Raw genomic sequence first — 16,890 nt, 5'->3', positions numbered from 1 at the left:
AAGACCTTGCACCATTTGAAAATATACACTATAATATCGCTATTCTGAAAATTTAGACAGAGGTGAGTCTTTTGACTAAAAATATTTTATTTGTTGGTTTAGGTTTAATCGGAGGCAGTTTAGCTACCAATTTCAAGTACTTTCATGATGATGTCAATATCATCGCCTATGATTCTAATCCAAGTCAACTTGATAAAGCCCTATCTATTGGGATTATTGATGAAAAAGTATTAGATTATGAAGCAGCAGTAGCAAAAGCAGACATTATCATTTATGCAACACCTGTCCAACAAACCGTTCAATATCTAAAGACTCTTACAAATTTGTCTACAAAACCTGGGTTGATCATTACAGATACTGGAAGCACTAAAGGGACAATTCAAGCCTTTGAAAAACAATTACTAGCAGAGAACATTCACTTGATCGGAGGACATCCAATGGCCGGCAGCCACAAATCAGGCATCTTAAACGCTAAAAAGAATTTATTCGAAAATGCTTACTACATGCTGGTGCATTCAGAAAAAGACAACGATGCAGCTTCAGAAGAAATTAAACAGTTACTCCAAGCCACACGCGCAAAAGTCATTGCTACATCACCTGAAGAACATGATTTTGTGACGAGTATTGTCAGTCATATTCCTCATATCGCTGCAGCATCTTTAGTCAATTTAAGTTTAAATCATGATCAAGATTCCCCGTTAATTAAACAGTTAGCAGCTGGTGGTTTCCGAGATATCACACGTATTGCCAGCAGCAGTCCTGAAATGTGGAGCGATATTATGCATGAGAATAAAGCATATATCTTATCTGGTATCGAAGAATGGCAAACACAACTCGCCCTACTCGCTTCACAAATCAAAAATGACGATAACGAAGGTATTTATCAATTTTTCGAGCAAGCACGTGAGTACCGTAATCAGTTACCAGCGAAAAAACCAGGTGCTGTGTCTAGTTCTTACGAATTATACGTCGACATCCCTGACGAACCTGGTATGATCAGCAAAGTAACATCTATACTAAGTTTACATAATATTTCTATAAGTAACATTAATATTGTGGAAGTCAGAGAAGATATCTATGGTGCATTACGCATCAGTTTCAAAACACCTGAAGATCGTGAACATGGCATTAAAGCCTTAAATGAATTCGATACTTACAGTCTATAAATCATTAAAAGCTCCCTTCAAAGCATACATCAAGCTTTATAGGGAGCTTTCTTTACATTTTATGGCCTGCCATAAGACCTAAGCGTCCGTATTTCGTACCAGCATCTGTATAAGATATGGCTTTTGAAACAATACCTTTACCATATTTTTCTTGTAGTTGATCAATTGCTTTCGCTAAAGCTTCACTTCGTTTTCTTTCATACTCATCTACAAACAGATTTAATTGTTGGATACCTTCAGGCACAAATTGTGTTAATGAAACACTGAGCGTGCGATAAAGCAGCTCTTTTTCGCATAATTGATTTGCCCACTTTTCTACGCCTTTCCAAATCTCTTTTTCCAAATTTGTCGGTTCGTCTAATGTGAACTGTTTATGCACGCCTCCACCATCTTTATAACCAAAAGAAAAATGAATAGTACGTGCACGCATTTTACGTAATCTAACGCGCATTGCTACATCTTCAATTAACTCTTGCATGACGACTTTCGCATCTTCATACGTATAGTCGTGCATTAATATCTGACTCTTACAAATCGATGGATTGGTAATTTTATGTTTCTCCCGTATTTTACTTTGATCAATCCCATGTGCATGCAGATGTAAATCAATCCCTTTAATTCCAAAATCTCGTTTTAAGTATTGATAAGGATAATGTGCTAAATCACCAATCGTAAATATCCCACGCTTATTCAATTTCTTTTCGGTACGTGTATTGATCCCCCAAAACTTATGCAACGGTTGGATATTCCATAACTTCTCTGGCACATTTTGATAGCGCCATTCCGCAATGCGATTATCATTATGTTTTGCTTCAATATCCATCGCAAGTTTACTCAGCAACATATTTGAACCGATACCGATTGTACAGTATATCTGTGTCTGTTCATAAATTTCTTTCATCAATTTGATACAAAATGAATGGACGGTACTACTGAAGCGATGATAACTGTCTGTCACATCCATAAAAAATTCATCAATACTATACTGATGCAAATCTTCAGGTGGTACATACTGCAAAGCAATTTTAGAAATCATAATCGAAACGTCCAGATATTTACGCATACTGGGATTAATAATATAAATATCATTGCGGTGCGGAATTTCAAACAATCTTGAACCTGTGGTTATACCGATGGCTTTTAATGGCGGTGTTGCTGCTAATACAACAGAACCTTGTCGTTTTGTATCAGCGACCACCGCAAGCTTTGTCTTTAAAGGATCTAAACCTTTTGAGATACACGATACACTCGCAAAGAAGCTTTTTTGGTCAATACATAAAATATCTCTATCCTCTAATAAATGGTAATCATACATTGTAACACCCCCGCTTCTGATACTTTTAGTATATACGAACATTTGTTCTTATTCAATACTAAAGAGAACAAATGTTCTGTTTTAAAAATTATTATATTCCTAATCTCTTCGATACATTAGTGGTATAATAAACTTACATCAAACAAGGGAGGCGTTCTCATGCCATTAGTAAACATTAAATTAATCGAAGGTCGTACAGACGAACAATTAAAAGCATTAGTGAAAGAAGTAACAGATGCTGTAGAAAAAACTACAAATGCTGATCGCAACGCTATCAGTGTAGTATTAGAAGAAATGAAACCAACACATTACGGTGTCGGCGGCGTTAGAAAATCAGACCAATAATAAAAAAGGTGAGCAGCAGTTAATCATTAACACTAACCGCTTCTCACCTTTCTTATTTTACCTCTCTATCTCCTCTTTCACCTTTACCTCTCATCTATTTCTATCCTCTTTACTACTTACCTCTCCTTCACCTTAACTTCCTTCATTTCACATCTCTATCCACTCTACACACATATACAGACTACCCACACCACTTTAAACGTAAAAAACAGCCGACATCTATATGCCGACTGCTTTCTACTCAATCCATATATTCCATCAATATGAACCAAAGTACTGCGCTGTTAATTTTGTCCTTCTTTTTTCTTGTTGCTGTTATCATTGCTGTTGTCATTTAAAAATTCTTCAATTGCCTTTTTATTCGCAGGCTTATCTACTTCTAACGCACTGCCGCTTTCAGGTGTTTGAATATCTTGATAAGTCCCTTTCATCGGAACCGTTAATGTCTTCACGTCTTTATCACCGCGGATACCGAAGTTCATACCCGTTTGAATTAACGCAGAGTCTGGAATATCTGTATTCAGATAACCACGTAAAATACCTGCGACTTTAGGTAATTTGAAAATCGCACCTGGTTTTGTCATTTCTTGTTTTAACGCTTGAATCACTTGTTGTTGTCGTCTGACACGACCAAAGTCACCTTCAGGGTCATGACGAAAACGTGCATAACCTAATAACTCTTTACCATTTAAATTATGATGCCCTTTTTTCAGTGAGACACCAATTAATTCTGACATATCTTTCTCTACATCAATCGGAACACCATCAGGAGCTAACTCATCGACCATTTTCTCGAAACCTTCGAAATCCACGACCGCATAGTATTCAGGGTTAATACCATAGTTTTCAACCAAAGCTTTTCTTAAAAGCTCAGCACCGCCTAATGAATAGGCTGCATTAATTTTATAGTCTCTATAACCTGGAATTTTTGCGTATGTATCACGCATCACAGAGACCACTTTCATTTTTTTATGAATATAGTCATATTGTGCTACCATGATAGAGTCTGTTCTAGATTTACCGCCATCTGATTTGTCTGCCCCTAAGAGTAAAATAGAAATCTTACCGTCGTTTTTAACAGGACCGTTAAACTTCTCTACTTTCATATTTGAATTATGTTTTTTCGCATAATTAATACCGCTTCTATACCCAGACACCGCATATACAACCATAATAATAAATACAATTAAGATACCTAAAATCACAAACGGAAGTTTGCGCATGCGTTTCTTGGTGCGTTTCGGAAGCGGTTGTTCGCCACTGCTTCGTTTATAATTGTCATTATTCGTTTCATTTGTCATTTTAACCAACCTTATACTTCAAAATTAACAGCCTATGTAATATAATTAATACATACTAAAGTTATATAATTTTCTTTTAAAAATCAAGTATTTTCTAAGCAAATGGTACTAAGGTCCCATAAAAAGAAAGGATAGATTGAATGAATATCAATACAGCTTATTTTGCCGGGGGATGCTTTTGGTGCATGACTAAACCTTTCGATACCTTTGATGGTGTTGAAAAAGTTACATCCGGCTACATGGGAGGCACTGTTGATCATCCCACGTATGAACAAGTTAAAACAGGTCAAACCGGTCATTTAGAAACCGTTAAAATAGAGTACGACGTTGCCTTAATTTCATACAATAAATTACTTGAGATTTTCTTTTCAGTCATCGATCCTACCGACGCTGAAGGTCAATATCAAGATCGAGGCTCACAGTACCGTACAGCTATATTCTATACTAATGAAGACCAACAAGAAACCGCTGAACAATATATCGAGTCATTAAAATCAACTATCAACAAAGATAAAGCTGTTGCGACGAAGGTTTTACCTGTTGCGACATTTTATGAAGCAGAAACATATCATCAAGACTTCTATAAAAAGAATCCAGAACGTTATCAAGAAGAACAAGCACAACGTGAAGCCATCAAACAACAACGAAAAGACTCATAAGCTGATTATCATATAAAAATGCGCAAGCTCATCATAATGATTGATGACAGACTTGCGCATTTTTTCTATGCTTTATTTTGTTTTAGAATTGATTCTGCTGTTTGGTCTGCATTTGACCAACGCGATGCATACATCATATCCGTCCAGTTTTGGAATAATTGTTGCGCATAAGAAATCCAATGGGCTGGCAACAAGTCTAGAGAATCTCCTCTGAAGTAGTTTTTAGGTTTAACTGCAGTTTCTTTTGACTTATCACTATCACGTTTAAATTCATTTAACAACGTATCATTCTCATATTCAAAATGACCGCCGATAAATAAATCTGTTTGATTGCGATTAGAGATAAAGTCTATACCCGTATAGGGACTATACGTAATCACATTTAAGTCTTCTTCTTCCATGACTTCTCCTGGATCCATATAAGAACCTCTAGATTGCGGAATAATGTATTCTGGTATTTCAGATAACGCAGGATGTGCTTGTAAAATATGATAGCGATAAATTCCAGTGAGTTTCTTTTTAAACATTCGCTTATGAATACCGTAGCGATAATTCAAAGCAAATTGCGCACCCCAGCAAATAAACAAACGTTGTTTCACATGTGTATTCGACCAATCAAAAATCTTTCTTAATTCCTCGATGTAATAGACTTCAGAGAAATCAAGATGTTCTACAGGAGCCCCTGTCATAATCATGCCATCGTAATGGCGATGTTTGACAGCTTCAAACGTTTTATAATACTGTTCTGCATGATTATAAGAAGCAGACTGCGATTTGTGAGTAACCGGATAGATGAAGTCAACATTAATTGCGTAGCTCGTCAAGCCAAGCAGTCTCAGCAACTGTCTTTCAGCATCTTGTTTCACCGGCATCAAATTAACAATCAATAAATTCAAACCTTCAGGTATACGCTTCTCTTTAAATTCGATTTGCTCTGTTTTTAGTACAGGCAGAATCGGAACGCTATCAATAAACAACATCTTAAATCGCGTCTAATCCTTTTTCTAAGTCAGCGATAATATCATCAATATGTTCAAGACCGATAGACACACGGATTGTTTCAGGTGTAATACCTGCTTTCAATTGATCTTCTTCATTTAATTGTGCGTGTGTTGTAGAAGCCGGATGAATCACTAATGATTTCGCATCGCCGACGTTCGCAAGTAAAGAGAAGAGTTCTAAAGATTCGATAAATTTAATGCCTGCGTCATAACCGCCTTTGACACCGAAAGTGAAAATAGAGCTTGCACCTTTAGGTAAATATTTTTCTTTTAAATCATAGCATTCGCTTGATGGTAAGCCTGCATATTTAACCCATTCAACTTTGTCATGGTTTTCTAAGAATTTCGCAACTTTTTCTGCGTTTTCAACATGACGTTCAACACGTAATGATAATGTTTCTAAACCTTGTAGTAATAAGAAAGCATTAAATGGAGAAAGTGCTGCACCTGTATCACGTAATAATGTTGTTCTGACTTTGAACGCTAAAGCAGCTGGTCCGAACGCTTCAGTGAACACTAAATCATGATAAGATGGATCAGGTTCTGTTAAGCTTGGGAATTTATCGTTTTGTGTCCAATCGAAGTTACCGCCATCAACGACAACACCACCCATTGAAGTACCATGACCACCAATAAATTTAGTCGCTGAATGTACCACAATGTTCGCACCGTATTTGATTGGTTGGATTAAGTATGGAGAAGCAAATGTATTATCAACAATTAATGGAATACCCGCTTCATGTGCAATTTCTGCTAATTTTTCGATATCTTCAACATTACCTTCAGGGTTACCGATTGTTTCGATATAAAGTGCTTTTGTATTCTCTTTAATCGCATTTTTAACTTCATCAAAGTTTTTGCTGTCTACGATTGAAACATCAATACCGAATTTAGGTAACGTATGTGCAAATAATGTATGTGTACCACCGTATAACGTAGAGCTTGCGACAATGTGATCACCTGCATCTGCAACAGTTTGAATCGCATATGTGATTGCAGCCATACCTGAAGCTACCGCAACCCCAGCGACACCGCCTTCAAGTTCTGCTACACGTGTTTCAAACACTGCTACTGTCGGGTTTGTTAAACGTGAGTAAATATTACCTAATTCTTTTAAGCCGAATAAGTTCGCCGCATGTTGTGTATCATCAAATGTGAAAGATGTTGTTTGATAAATCGGTACTGCTCTCGAATGCGATGCTTCATCTACCTCTTGTCCTGCGTGTAATTGTAACGTTTCGAATTTAAAATCATTTGTCATGTTCATTTCCTCCTTAAATGTAAAAAACGAGCCTACCTGAAAAAGATAGACTCGCTACGGGCTTATCTTTCAGGTCTTCACCTGCTGGAATTAGCACCTAACTTAAATAGGTTGCCTGGTATCGTAGGGCCAGTCCCTCCACCATTCTTGATAAGTTTTTTTATTAATTTATTCAGAGTATAGACTGAAATTCAGACAATGTCAATAGACTTTTCTTAGTTTTCTGAATTTTGGATTAAAATAAAATATTTGGATAACAAAGTTTACATACGTTTAATCGTAAACCATTAAAAAAGACCGAGACCTTTTTTGGCCTCGATCTTTATATGCACCTTGCATTATAAAACGGTTCAACTAATGTTTAGAGCGAATCACTAACAATACTTTAATCATACTTTGCCATAAAGAACTATGTCTTGAGTAAACTAAATATCGTGGTTCCCACTCTGGTTTGAATTTATCTTTATAACGTCTTAAACCGCTGAAGCGATATAACGTATTAAAGTTATCAAAGATTTTACCTGCGACACGTTCATTCCAATATGAGTATTCATTTTGACCGACATTGGATAAGGTCGCCATACCCATGTTAAATGCTTTGTAGCCTTTTTCTTGGCTCCATAACAACATATGCAGATAGAGCGCATCCATCAACGGTAAATCTACATCTGGCAACCAACGAATTAAATCTACTGAAATGGAATCATTGTAATACGTCGGCATTAAACTGCAGAATGCGATGACACGGCCATTTTCTTCTTTTAGAATTCCAATCGGTGCTTTAGATAAATAATCATGTGTGAAACGGCCGACTGAGAAATGCATTTCATTTTTACCGTCTAACCATTGATCACTAATATCTTCTAACTCTTTAAGGAATTCATCTGTATATGGCGGTTCTATAATCTCAAAATGGACATTTTGATCTTCTAGTTTATTTAACGTTGCTCTGAATCCTCTGCGTTTTTTACCAGAAGTTGTAAATGTTGTTAAATCAATGACCGCTTCTTCACCCAATTTAAAGAACTGGTTACCAAAATCATGATATAGCGGCATATGACGATTTGTCGCTTGATAGAAAATCACTTCATAACCCAAATCTCTAGCATAATGGTACAACGATTCAAACAAATCATTAAATCGTTTAGGGTTACCAATCGGATCACCTAATACCACAATACAATTAAGTTTAAAGCGATACATCACAAACGCTTCTTTCGATTCATCCATATACACAGTTTTATCTCCACTATGAAGCAAATGGCTTAAATAGTTGCCGCCGAATTTTTCGATAATCGCTTCACACTGTTCGATATCATTGGCTGGATAATCTTTACGATACGCATTTTCAAATAACCAGACAATAAACGTCACGATAATAATAACCACCAGAATGGTCAACCATAAGTAATAACGTAACATTGAGTTATCTACTTCAATACGATAAGCATCTACCGCATCTAATACAAAGACAATCATATAGTGATTCAGTGTCAACATAACAATACTAATAATCAGCATTGAAACTATATGGCGTAAACGAATCGGACGTTTTAAGACTTGTGCTTTCATAAAGGCATAAATCAATAAACCAAATACCACAAGCAACCACGTAATTAATAAAAATGAGGTATTCGTATACACTGTAATCACAAAGATCAACACGATAGAAACCATCGCAAATAATATGGCTCTGCGGCTTTGTTTAAAGATACCGCGAACGTTCAACATCAGAATTAAACAAGCACTCGTATGAATCGTCACCACAATATAATAAAACATATGGTTCGGATCATATAAGCCTTCATAAATAATACTGACGTTATTTAAGATAAAGACTAAACTCGTAAACATGACCAGTACTGCTAAAGAAAGCGATGGAATTTTAGAAGTGATAGATTTTTGATATGAAAATAAAAATGAAGTCACTTCTTTTGCTGGTGTATAGTACTTCGATTGTTCAATATAACGTTTAGCTGAAGTACCGAACTCAAACATTGATAAGATTAACGCAATAATCATTGGAATGATATAATACGCAAAACGATATAACATCAACGCTAAGACAATTTTTTCTTCTGGTAAATTCAAGTGCTTCAAGCCGACTAAAATCACGACATCAAATGCCCCGAAACCACCAGGAATAAAACTGATTAACCCGGCAATCGCCGCAATAATAAAGATACCGACAAATGATGTGAATGACACATCTAAGTTGACAATTCGTAATGCAAAATAGAGTACAAAACTTGCGGCTAACCATTCCACACCTGACACTAGTGTTAAATAGACACCTGTAAAACGACGAGACGGTTCTACTGGTTTTTTAATTGTGATAAAGATAAATACAGGCAAGAAACATGCGACCACATAGAGTAAAACATGTACTACTGGATAATCATTCAGTAAATGTTTCGCATTAAAGACATGGGTCACGACTAGAATCGACAGCATGCTTAAACCAGTCAACATCGATAATAAAACCAATGAAATATAATGCAATAACGTTTTCGTATCTTTCACGTAAGGTTTATAGACTGATAGACGTGCACCCGCACCGATAAAGCCTCCAAATCCGATAATAGAATTCAACGCATTGATAATATAGCTGACACGTAATACTTTAAATAAAGACATTTTCAATTTTAAAGTCCGTACCATCGTCACATCATACAGGCTTAATAATAATATAGATAAGCCACCAGCAACTAACAGACTCGTTAATTCAACACGATTCAATTTTTCAAACAGTACAAATAATTTTTTAAAGTTCATGGTTGAGAGTTCTTTGTATAAAGTCGTCACAACTAAGATAAAAAGAACAGTCGCAAACACAATTTTCGCACCGGTGATTAATCGACCTTTTAATTGTTTTGACATTGTTTCCCTCAATTCCTCACACCATTTCAAGCAATTCATGAAATGATTTATAATATACCAAAATGTTACCACATAACTATATGTCAAAGCACCAAAAAAATAAGACATGACACCTAACAAAAGTGTCATGCCTTATACGTTACTTTACTTCAATTGATTATTCGGATTATCTGCCCACTCATCATCAGCAACTTCATAAGGTCCTGAATCTTGACCATAATAACGGTTATAACGACGTTTATACATACCGAATAAGTGTGTGACTAACACTTTAATGACCGCATAACCAGGAATTGCGAGAATGACACCCACAATACCAAGTAAATTACCTGCACATAATAATACAAAGATAATTGTCAAAGGATGAATCTTTAATGTTTTACCCATAACGTTAGGTGAAATAAAGTGACCTTCAATAAATTGAACTGCTGTCCACACAACAATTAATTTTACTAACATAATCGGTGATGTAATCAACGCCATAATAATAGCTGGAGAAATTGCGATGGTTGGTCCTAAATAAGGAACCACACTAGTGACTGCCGCAATACTCGCTAAAACTAAGCTGTAATCTAAACCGATAATCGAATAACCGATAAAGAGTAAGATACCGATACAAAATGATACAATGATTTGACCTTGGATATATGAACCTACTTGTAAGCTCATGCTTTCAATTACTTCATGCACATCTTGACGATATTTCGGTGGCATCACTTTTGTTAAACCTGCTTTGAAGCGATGACCATCTTTTAAGAAGAAGAAGAGTACGAATGGTGTTGTGACGATAACCACACCAATATTCACAACCGCTTCAGCGATTGACATAATCTTCGTTCCGAAACCATCAAAGAAATCTGAAACCATTGTCGGTACTTTCTTCGCTATTTTATCAAGCTGATCTTGAATTTGCGTATAGAAATCAGACATACCCGCAAAATGCGACCAGCTGGTTACTTGATCAACCATTTCATTAAATTTATCTACATAACGTGGGAAGTTATGCGCGAACGTTTTGATTTGATCGCTGATGACTGGAATTAGTAAATTAACCACTAACGCAATCACCGCTGCAGCGAAACAAAACAGAATAATAATCCCCCATAGTCTTGGGATATTATAACGCTCCATAAATTGAATAACTGGATTTAACAAGTAGAATAAGATCAAACCTAAAATAACCGGCGCTGCAATCGTATTGAATATGATCACAAACGGGTGGAATATGTACGATACTTTATCAAATATAAATATTGTTAATCCAATCATAATCAACATCAGAAGACCGAACATCAAGTTCTTACCTCCGATAAATCTCATAAACCGTGTTTCACTCAGCGAAAAACGCTTCGGTTTATCATTATTTTCCATGTACTTCACCATTCCTTGCTATTGATTAATCATATTTTATCGCTATTTTGTAAAAAAAGAAACTTTTTATTTATCATTCCCTCCAACGCTACTCTTTACCCCTAACCCTAAAAATAAAAACTGATGCCTAAAAGAATTTAGACACCAGTTTGTGTTTGTTTTACTATGGTTTGACTATAGCGATTTTATCCCCATGTGTCACTTCACCTTCATGAACCAACTCTATTTCTGGTTGTTCTTGATTTGTGACGATAATCGGTGTGATAGTACTATCCGCATGTTTCTCAATATAATCTAAATCTACTTTCATCAACGGTTGGCCCAGTACAATTTTATCCCCTGCTTCAACTAAAATATCAAAGCCTTGGCCTTCCAATTTAACGGTTTCTAAGCCGAAATGAATTAATAATTCTACGCCGTCTTTAGATTCTAAACCCAGTGCATGTTTGGTCAGGAAGATCATCTTCACTGTACCATCAAATGGTGCGTAGACTTCACCTTTAGATGGTTGAATCGCAAAACCATCTCCCATCATTTTGCCAGAGAATACTTGGTCAGGTACCTCTGAAAGTGGAACGACTTTACCTGTAATCGGCGCATAAATTACTGCACCGCCCTCAGCTACAACTTCTGCTGTTTCTGTATCTCCATCTTCTGTTACTGTCGTTTCTAACGGAGACGTAATCTTGCCATCCATAATCTGTTGCATATCATGTTTGATTTGATCTGACTTCGGTCCGAAAATCGCCTGCATATTATTGCCGACTTCAAGGACACCTGATGCTCCTAAATCTTTTAATTCTTGAACATCTACTTGAGACTTATCATTCACTTCTACACGTAAGCGTGTAATACATGCATCTAAATGTTTAATGTTGTTTTTACCACCCATCGCATCTAATACTTTAAATGGTAATTCACTCACTGACACGTTCGTTTGTGTCACTTCTTGATCTTCTCGACCTGGTGTTTTCAAGTTCATTTTCTTAATTAAGAATGTGAATAAGAAGTAGTATACAACTGCATAACAAATACCGACTGGAATCACTAATAACGCATTGGAACGATCCCATGATAATAAGCCATATAAAATATAATCAATAAAACCGCCTGAGAAGGTCATACCGATTTTAACGCCTAATAAATGCATAATTAAGAATGAAGAACCTGCTAAAATAACATGTGCAACATAAAGAATCGGCGCTACAAATAAGAATGAGAATTCTAATGGTTCTGTAATCCCTGTTAAAAAGGCTGTAAGCCCTGCTGATAACATTAAACCTGCGACTACTTTTTTACGTTCTGGTTTCGCTTGACGATAAATCGCGAACGCTGCTGCTGGCAAACCGAACATCATAAATGGATATTTACCTGTGGTAAAAGCCCCTGCCGTAAACGGTACACCATCTTGGTATTGTGCCATCCAAATACGTTGGTCACCACGAATTAAGTTACCCGCTTCATTTGTATAATGTCCGAACTCAAACCAAAATGGTGCATAGAAGATATGATGTAAACCAAATGGAATAAGTGAACGTTCAATAATCCCGAAAATAAATGTCGTTAAAGCTAAGTTTTTACCTAATAAGAAATTAGATAAGTTATTTAAGCCGTCTTGAACAGGTGGCCATACAAAACTTAAAACAATCCCTGTCACGATTGCGACTAATGATGTAATAATCGGTACAAATCGCTTCCCAGCAAAGAATCCTAAAAATTGAGGAAGTTGAATGTTGTAGAAGCGGTTATAACATATTGCTGCTAAAGCCCCGATAATAATCCCGCCGAATACACCTGTTTGTAAGGTCGGTATGCCTAATATCAAAGCATGTGCCGGGTCTTTTGCTGATTGTCCTAACGTTTTAGCCCCTTCAGCATAAGAATAAATATCATCAATTGTAATACCTACGACTTTACCCATGGTCGCATTCATAATTAAATAACCGACTAGTGCCGCAATACCAGCAACACCATCACCGCCTGCTAAACCAAGTGCTGTCCCCATCGCAAAGAGTAATGGCAAGTTATCAAAGATAACCTGACCAGATACTTCCATAATCTGACTGACCATCTGAATATAATGATTTTCCATCCAAGGTGCGTAGTGTAAGATTTGTTCGTTGTGCATCGCATTACCGAACGCCAGTAAGATCCCGGCTGCCGGTAAAATCGCCACTGGCAACATTAAGGCTTTACCAATACGTTGTAATTGTCCAAAAAAGAATTTGAATAACTGTTTCATAGATAACCTCCTTGTATAAAAAAAGCACGAACTAGAAACCTCCTAGAGTTTCATAGCTCGTGCTCAATGTGCATGACGCATCGATTAAAGTGTCTAAGGTGTTGTTTCTGTGTAGCTGTTTCTATTTAATTAAGACTGCTTTATCACCATGGTTAACATGGCCATGTTGTAACACTTCTAATGTGCGATCATTTAAATTTGTAACGACGATTGGTGTAATCGTACTTTCAGCATGTTCTTTAATGTAATCTAAGTCGACTTTCATTAAAGGTTGGCCTAAAACGAAGTTATCGTTTTCTTTAACTAAGATGTCGAAACCTTGACCTTCAAGTTTAACAGTTTCTAAACCGAAGTGAATCAATAATTCCACGCCATCTTCTGATTCAATACCAATCGCATGTTTTGTTGGGAAGACCATTTTCACAGTACCGTCGAATGGTGCATAAACATCACCATTATCTGGTTTGATTGCGATACCGTCTCCCATCATTTTTTCAGAGAATACTTTATCTGGTACTTCTGTAATATCTACTAATTCACCTGTAATCGGTGCATAAATCACTGCGTCACCTGTTTGCGCTACTTTCGTTGTTGCATCACCTTCATCAATCACTGTAGTTTCTTCAGGAGATGTGATTTTACCATCCATAATCTGTTGCATATTATGTTTGATTTGATCTGATTTCGGACCAAAGATCGCTTGCATGTTGTTACCGACTTCAAGCACACCTGAAGCACCTAAATCTTTCAAACCTTGTACATCTACTTTTGCTTTATCATTTACTTCTACACGTAGACGTGTAATACATGCATCTAAGTGTTTGATGTTAGATTCGCCACCCATCGCGTCTAACACTTTGAATGGCAATTCATTTGTTGAAACTGTAGATGTCTGCATCTCTTTGTCTTCACGACCTGGTGTTTTGTAGTTCATTTTTTGGATGACGAAGCGGAAGATAACATAGTAAATAACCGCATAAATCAATCCAACTGGAATAACTAACCACCATTGTGTCTTATTCGGCAAGATACCGAGTAAGAAGAAGTCGATAAATCCACCAGAGAATGTGTAACCTAAGTGCACATCTAATAAGTAAAGAATTAAGAATGATAAACCATCTAATACTGCATGAATGAAGAATAATAATGGTGCTACGAATAAGAATGAGAATTCTAAAGGTTCAGTGATACCTGTTAAGAATGATGTCAAAGCACCAGATAACATTAAACCAGCAACCACTTTTTTATTTTCTTTTTTCGCTGTTTGATAAATCGCAAGTGCTGCTGCTGGTAAACCGAACATCATAACTGGGAATTCACCTTGCATGAATTTACCTGCAGTTAAAGGTACGTTATCACGAATTTGTTCGATAAAGATACGTTGGTCACCATGAATGATTTGACCCGCTAAGTTTTTGTATGAACCGAATTCAAACCAGAACGGTGCATGGAAAATATGGTGTAAACCAAACGGAATCAATAGACGTTTAATGAAACCGAATAAGAATACAGCTAATCCTGTATTTGATGCTAATAAACCTTCACTGAATGCGTTTAAGCCGCCTTGGATAAATGGCCAAACAATCGCCATTGGAAACGCTAAAATAAATGATAACGTCGCCATCATAATTGGTACGAAACGTTTCCCTGCGAAGAATCCTAAATAACTTGGCAGCGAGATGTTATAGAACTTGTTATAACACCAGGCCGCTAAAGCCCCAATAATGATACCGCCAAACACACCCGTTTGCAGTGTCGGGATACCTAATACTGTCGCAAAACCTTTTGCAGCATCTGCTGCTTTTTCAGGTGTTACATTTAAGAACATTCCCATTGTTTTGTTTAATACGATAAAACCGACGAATGCTGCGATAGCTGCAACACCATCTCCGCCAGCCAACCCGATTGCGACACCTAATGCGAAGATAATGGCCAAGTTATCAAAGATAATCCCACCGGCACCTTCCATCATTTTCGCAACGTTTTGAACACCTTCTACTTTAATAAAAGGCAGTAAACTTTGAAGCGCATCGCCCTGAAAGGCGTTCCCTAATGCTAAAAGTAAACCCGCTGCCGGTAAGATCGCAACAGGAAGCATTAACGCTTTACCAATACGTTGCAATTGACCGAAAAACTTTTTCCACATAAAAGTTTCCTCCTAAATTTATAAAGTTGTAAACATCACCTAGCGACATAGCAGCAAAGAAAAAAGGCATGAGTAATAAAAGCTGGAAGTACGACCAACTTTCATGACTCATGCCTAATCGAATTAGTTACACGTTATGATTTTGATTTTTATTCGCAAAATGATAAATATGCAACGTCAGATACGAGAGTTCCGCTTCATAGACAGGAACTTCAAGATGCTGCTGCATCATTTTAATGATTTTAACAGCTATATTATAGCACACGGGATAATGCGCTTTCAACATGTTTCCGAAATCTTCATTGACTTGAATAGTTTCACCTTTTTGCAAGCGTCTGATTAAGAATTGGATATGGCGGATAAAGCGTTGATAGATAATCGAACTTGTATCAATTGTATAACCTAAATCATGTTCCATAATTTGAACACTTTTATTGATAATCTCATTCGTCAATCTTACTTCGCTTAAAGTTAAATCATCTTTACTGCTTGCGATATGTAACGCGATAAAGCCGATTTCATCATCTGGAAAATCAATATCTAACAAGCCGTTTAAATGCTCTATCACTTGAACCGCAATTTGATATGATTCAGGGTATAGCTGTTTCGTTTCAATTAAGAATGGATTTTTAATAAATTGCTGCTGTTTGATACGTTTATACGCAAACAAGATATGATCCGTTAACGCGACGACTAAATCATTATCATCAACTGAGCGATCCGCTTTCGTGATGATATCAATCGCTTCAATAATTGATTGTAAAACATCATCATCAGCCATCTCTACTAATGCTTTATAATGTTCTTGTTCAGATTTATGTTCTAATTTATAAACTTTATCAATCATTGCTTTGTCAGATAAGCGCATCCCTTTTTTCTTATTAAAACCGATACCTTTTCCGATAAGAACGACTTCGTGCTGTTGTGTTTCATCTTTACAGATGATGACGTTATTATTTAATGCTTTCTCTATCACGTAGCTGCTCATGAAGATCACCTTTTCTCCTCAATACTCTATCCTATTCATTATAGCCCATTTCACTATTGATAGCGCTGAATTAGAAATTATTTTACCATATCCTTGTACATACTTGGACTATTTTTTATTATTTCATGTTTTTCTTCTCTAGAAATACAATAATTTGTCATTTTTTATACTTCTAAAAAAATGGCTCTATACTATTTAGGACTGGTGATAATCAC

General features: G+C 36.4%; 12 protein-coding genes and 1 riboswitch. Of the genes, 3 read left to right on the top strand and 9 right to left on the bottom strand.

Annotation, left to right across the window (positions count from 1 at the left end; translation table 11 throughout):
- The first annotated feature begins 71 nt into the window (after window positions 1-71).
- Window positions 72-1,166 carry a prephenate dehydrogenase gene (locus tag HMPREF3270_RS04410; RefSeq protein ID WP_070848655.1) on the top strand — a complete coding sequence of 365 codons (1,095 nt, stop codon included), beginning with the start codon at window positions 72-74 and terminating at the stop codon, window positions 1,164-1,166.
- 52 nt (window positions 1,167-1,218) lie between these two features.
- On the opposite strand, the gene HMPREF3270_RS04405 is transcribed toward HMPREF3270_RS04410, so the two are convergent.
- Window positions 1,219-2,481 carry a Y-family DNA polymerase gene (locus HMPREF3270_RS04405; protein ID WP_002480878.1) on the bottom strand — a complete coding sequence of 421 codons (1,263 nt, stop codon included), beginning with the start codon at window positions 2,479-2,481 and terminating at the stop codon, window positions 1,219-1,221.
- 159 nt (window positions 2,482-2,640) lie between these two features.
- Here HMPREF3270_RS04405 and HMPREF3270_RS04400 point away from each other — a divergent pair, with 159 nt between their 5' ends.
- Window positions 2,641-2,826, top strand: coding sequence for a 2-hydroxymuconate tautomerase (locus HMPREF3270_RS04400; protein ID WP_002480877.1), 186 nt, complete (start codon window positions 2,641-2,643; stop codon window positions 2,824-2,826).
- Between the two features lie 284 nt (window positions 2,827-3,110).
- On the opposite strand, the gene HMPREF3270_RS04395 is transcribed toward HMPREF3270_RS04400, so the two are convergent.
- Window positions 3,111-4,127: an LCP family protein gene (locus HMPREF3270_RS04395; protein WP_002480876.1), complete on the bottom strand. Its 1,017-nt coding sequence runs from the start codon at window positions 4,125-4,127 to the stop codon at window positions 3,111-3,113.
- A gap of 140 nt (window positions 4,128-4,267) precedes the next feature.
- Here HMPREF3270_RS04395 and msrA point away from each other — a divergent pair, with 140 nt between their 5' ends.
- Window positions 4,268-4,786: a peptide-methionine (S)-S-oxide reductase MsrA gene (gene msrA / locus HMPREF3270_RS04390; RefSeq protein ID WP_002480875.1), complete on the top strand. Its 519-nt coding sequence runs from the start codon at window positions 4,268-4,270 to the stop codon at window positions 4,784-4,786.
- A 65-nt stretch (window positions 4,787-4,851) separates the two neighbouring features.
- Here msrA and HMPREF3270_RS04385 read toward each other — a convergent pair whose 3' ends face one another.
- The 7 genes from HMPREF3270_RS04385 to glcT all read right to left on the bottom strand — a co-directional run bounded on the left by HMPREF3270_RS04385 (window position 4,852) and on the right by glcT (window position 16,675).
- On the bottom strand, window positions 4,852-5,766 hold the full coding sequence (locus HMPREF3270_RS04385; protein ID WP_070848654.1) for a homoserine O-acetyltransferase/O-succinyltransferase family protein: 915 nt from the start codon (window positions 5,764-5,766) through the stop codon (window positions 4,852-4,854).
- A gap of 1 nt (window position 5,767) precedes the next feature.
- On the bottom strand, window positions 5,768-7,048 hold the full coding sequence (locus HMPREF3270_RS04380) for an O-acetylhomoserine aminocarboxypropyltransferase/cysteine synthase family protein (RefSeq protein WP_070848653.1): 1,281 nt from the start codon (window positions 7,046-7,048) through the stop codon (window positions 5,768-5,770).
- Window positions 7,049-7,107: 59 nt separating this feature from the next.
- A riboswitch (SAM riboswitch) is annotated at window positions 7,108-7,205 on the bottom strand.
- Window positions 7,206-7,402: 197 nt separating this feature from the next.
- The gene (gene mprF / locus HMPREF3270_RS04375) at window positions 7,403-9,928 is read right to left on the bottom strand and encodes a bifunctional lysylphosphatidylglycerol flippase/synthetase MprF (protein ID WP_070848652.1); all 2,526 of its coding nucleotides are present in this window, start codon (window positions 9,926-9,928) and stop codon (window positions 7,403-7,405) included.
- Between the two features lie 144 nt (window positions 9,929-10,072).
- Window positions 10,073-11,299, bottom strand: coding sequence for an AI-2E family transporter (locus tag HMPREF3270_RS04370; RefSeq protein ID WP_031262556.1), 1,227 nt, complete (start codon window positions 11,297-11,299; stop codon window positions 10,073-10,075).
- A 163-nt stretch (window positions 11,300-11,462) separates the two neighbouring features.
- Entirely contained in the window at window positions 11,463-13,541 is a 2,079-nt protein-coding gene (ptsG, locus tag HMPREF3270_RS04365) for a glucose-specific PTS transporter subunit IIBC (protein ID WP_070848651.1), read from the bottom strand.
- A gap of 121 nt (window positions 13,542-13,662) precedes the next feature.
- Window positions 13,663-15,687 carry a glucose-specific PTS transporter subunit IIBC gene (gene ptsG / locus HMPREF3270_RS04360; RefSeq protein ID WP_023015247.1) on the bottom strand — a complete coding sequence of 675 codons (2,025 nt, stop codon included), beginning with the start codon at window positions 15,685-15,687 and terminating at the stop codon, window positions 13,663-13,665.
- A 127-nt stretch (window positions 15,688-15,814) separates the two neighbouring features.
- The gene (gene glcT, locus HMPREF3270_RS04355; RefSeq protein WP_037556387.1) at window positions 15,815-16,675 is read right to left on the bottom strand and encodes a glucose PTS transporter transcription antiterminator GlcT; all 861 of its coding nucleotides are present in this window, start codon (window positions 16,673-16,675) and stop codon (window positions 15,815-15,817) included.
- Between the last annotated feature and the right edge of the window lie 215 nt (window positions 16,676-16,890).

The organism is Staphylococcus sp. HMSC65H10, from assembly GCF_001839185.1.
Lineage (GTDB): Bacteria > Bacillota > Bacilli > Staphylococcales > Staphylococcaceae > Staphylococcus > Staphylococcus simulans.
Note: the sequence above shows the minus strand (reverse complement) of the source record. Positions and strands in the feature narration are given on the sequence as shown.

Excerpts from the sequence above, each read along its gene's own strand:
- HMPREF3270_RS04405 (WP_002480878.1), bottom strand. The coding sequence starts at position 2,481 with ATGTATGATTACCATTTATTAGAGGATAGAGATATTTTATGTATTGAC.
- glcT (WP_037556387.1), bottom strand. The coding sequence starts at position 16,675 with ATGAGCAGCTACGTGATAGAGAAAGCATTAAATAATAACGTCATCATC.
- ptsG (WP_070848651.1), bottom strand. The coding sequence starts at position 13,541 with ATGAAACAGTTATTCAAATTCTTTTTTGGACAATTACAACGTATTGGT.
- HMPREF3270_RS04395 (WP_002480876.1), bottom strand. The coding sequence starts at position 4,127 with ATGACAAATGAAACGAATAATGACAATTATAAACGAAGCAGTGGCGAA.
- mprF (WP_070848652.1), bottom strand. The coding sequence starts at position 9,928 with ATGTCAAAACAATTAAAAGGTCGATTAATCACCGGTGCGAAAATTGTG.
- msrA (WP_002480875.1), top strand. The coding sequence starts at position 4,268 with ATGAATATCAATACAGCTTATTTTGCCGGGGGATGCTTTTGGTGCATG.
- HMPREF3270_RS04380 (WP_070848653.1), bottom strand. The coding sequence starts at position 7,048 with ATGACAAATGATTTTAAATTCGAAACGTTACAATTACACGCAGGACAA.
- HMPREF3270_RS04400 (WP_002480877.1), top strand. The coding sequence starts at position 2,641 with ATGCCATTAGTAAACATTAAATTAATCGAAGGTCGTACAGACGAACAA.
- HMPREF3270_RS04385 (WP_070848654.1), bottom strand. The coding sequence starts at position 5,766 with ATGTTGTTTATTGATAGCGTTCCGATTCTGCCTGTACTAAAAACAGAG.
- HMPREF3270_RS04370 (WP_031262556.1), bottom strand. The coding sequence starts at position 11,299 with ATGGAAAATAATGATAAACCGAAGCGTTTTTCGCTGAGTGAAACACGG.
- ptsG (WP_023015247.1), bottom strand. The coding sequence starts at position 15,687 with ATGTGGAAAAAGTTTTTCGGTCAATTGCAACGTATTGGTAAAGCGTTA.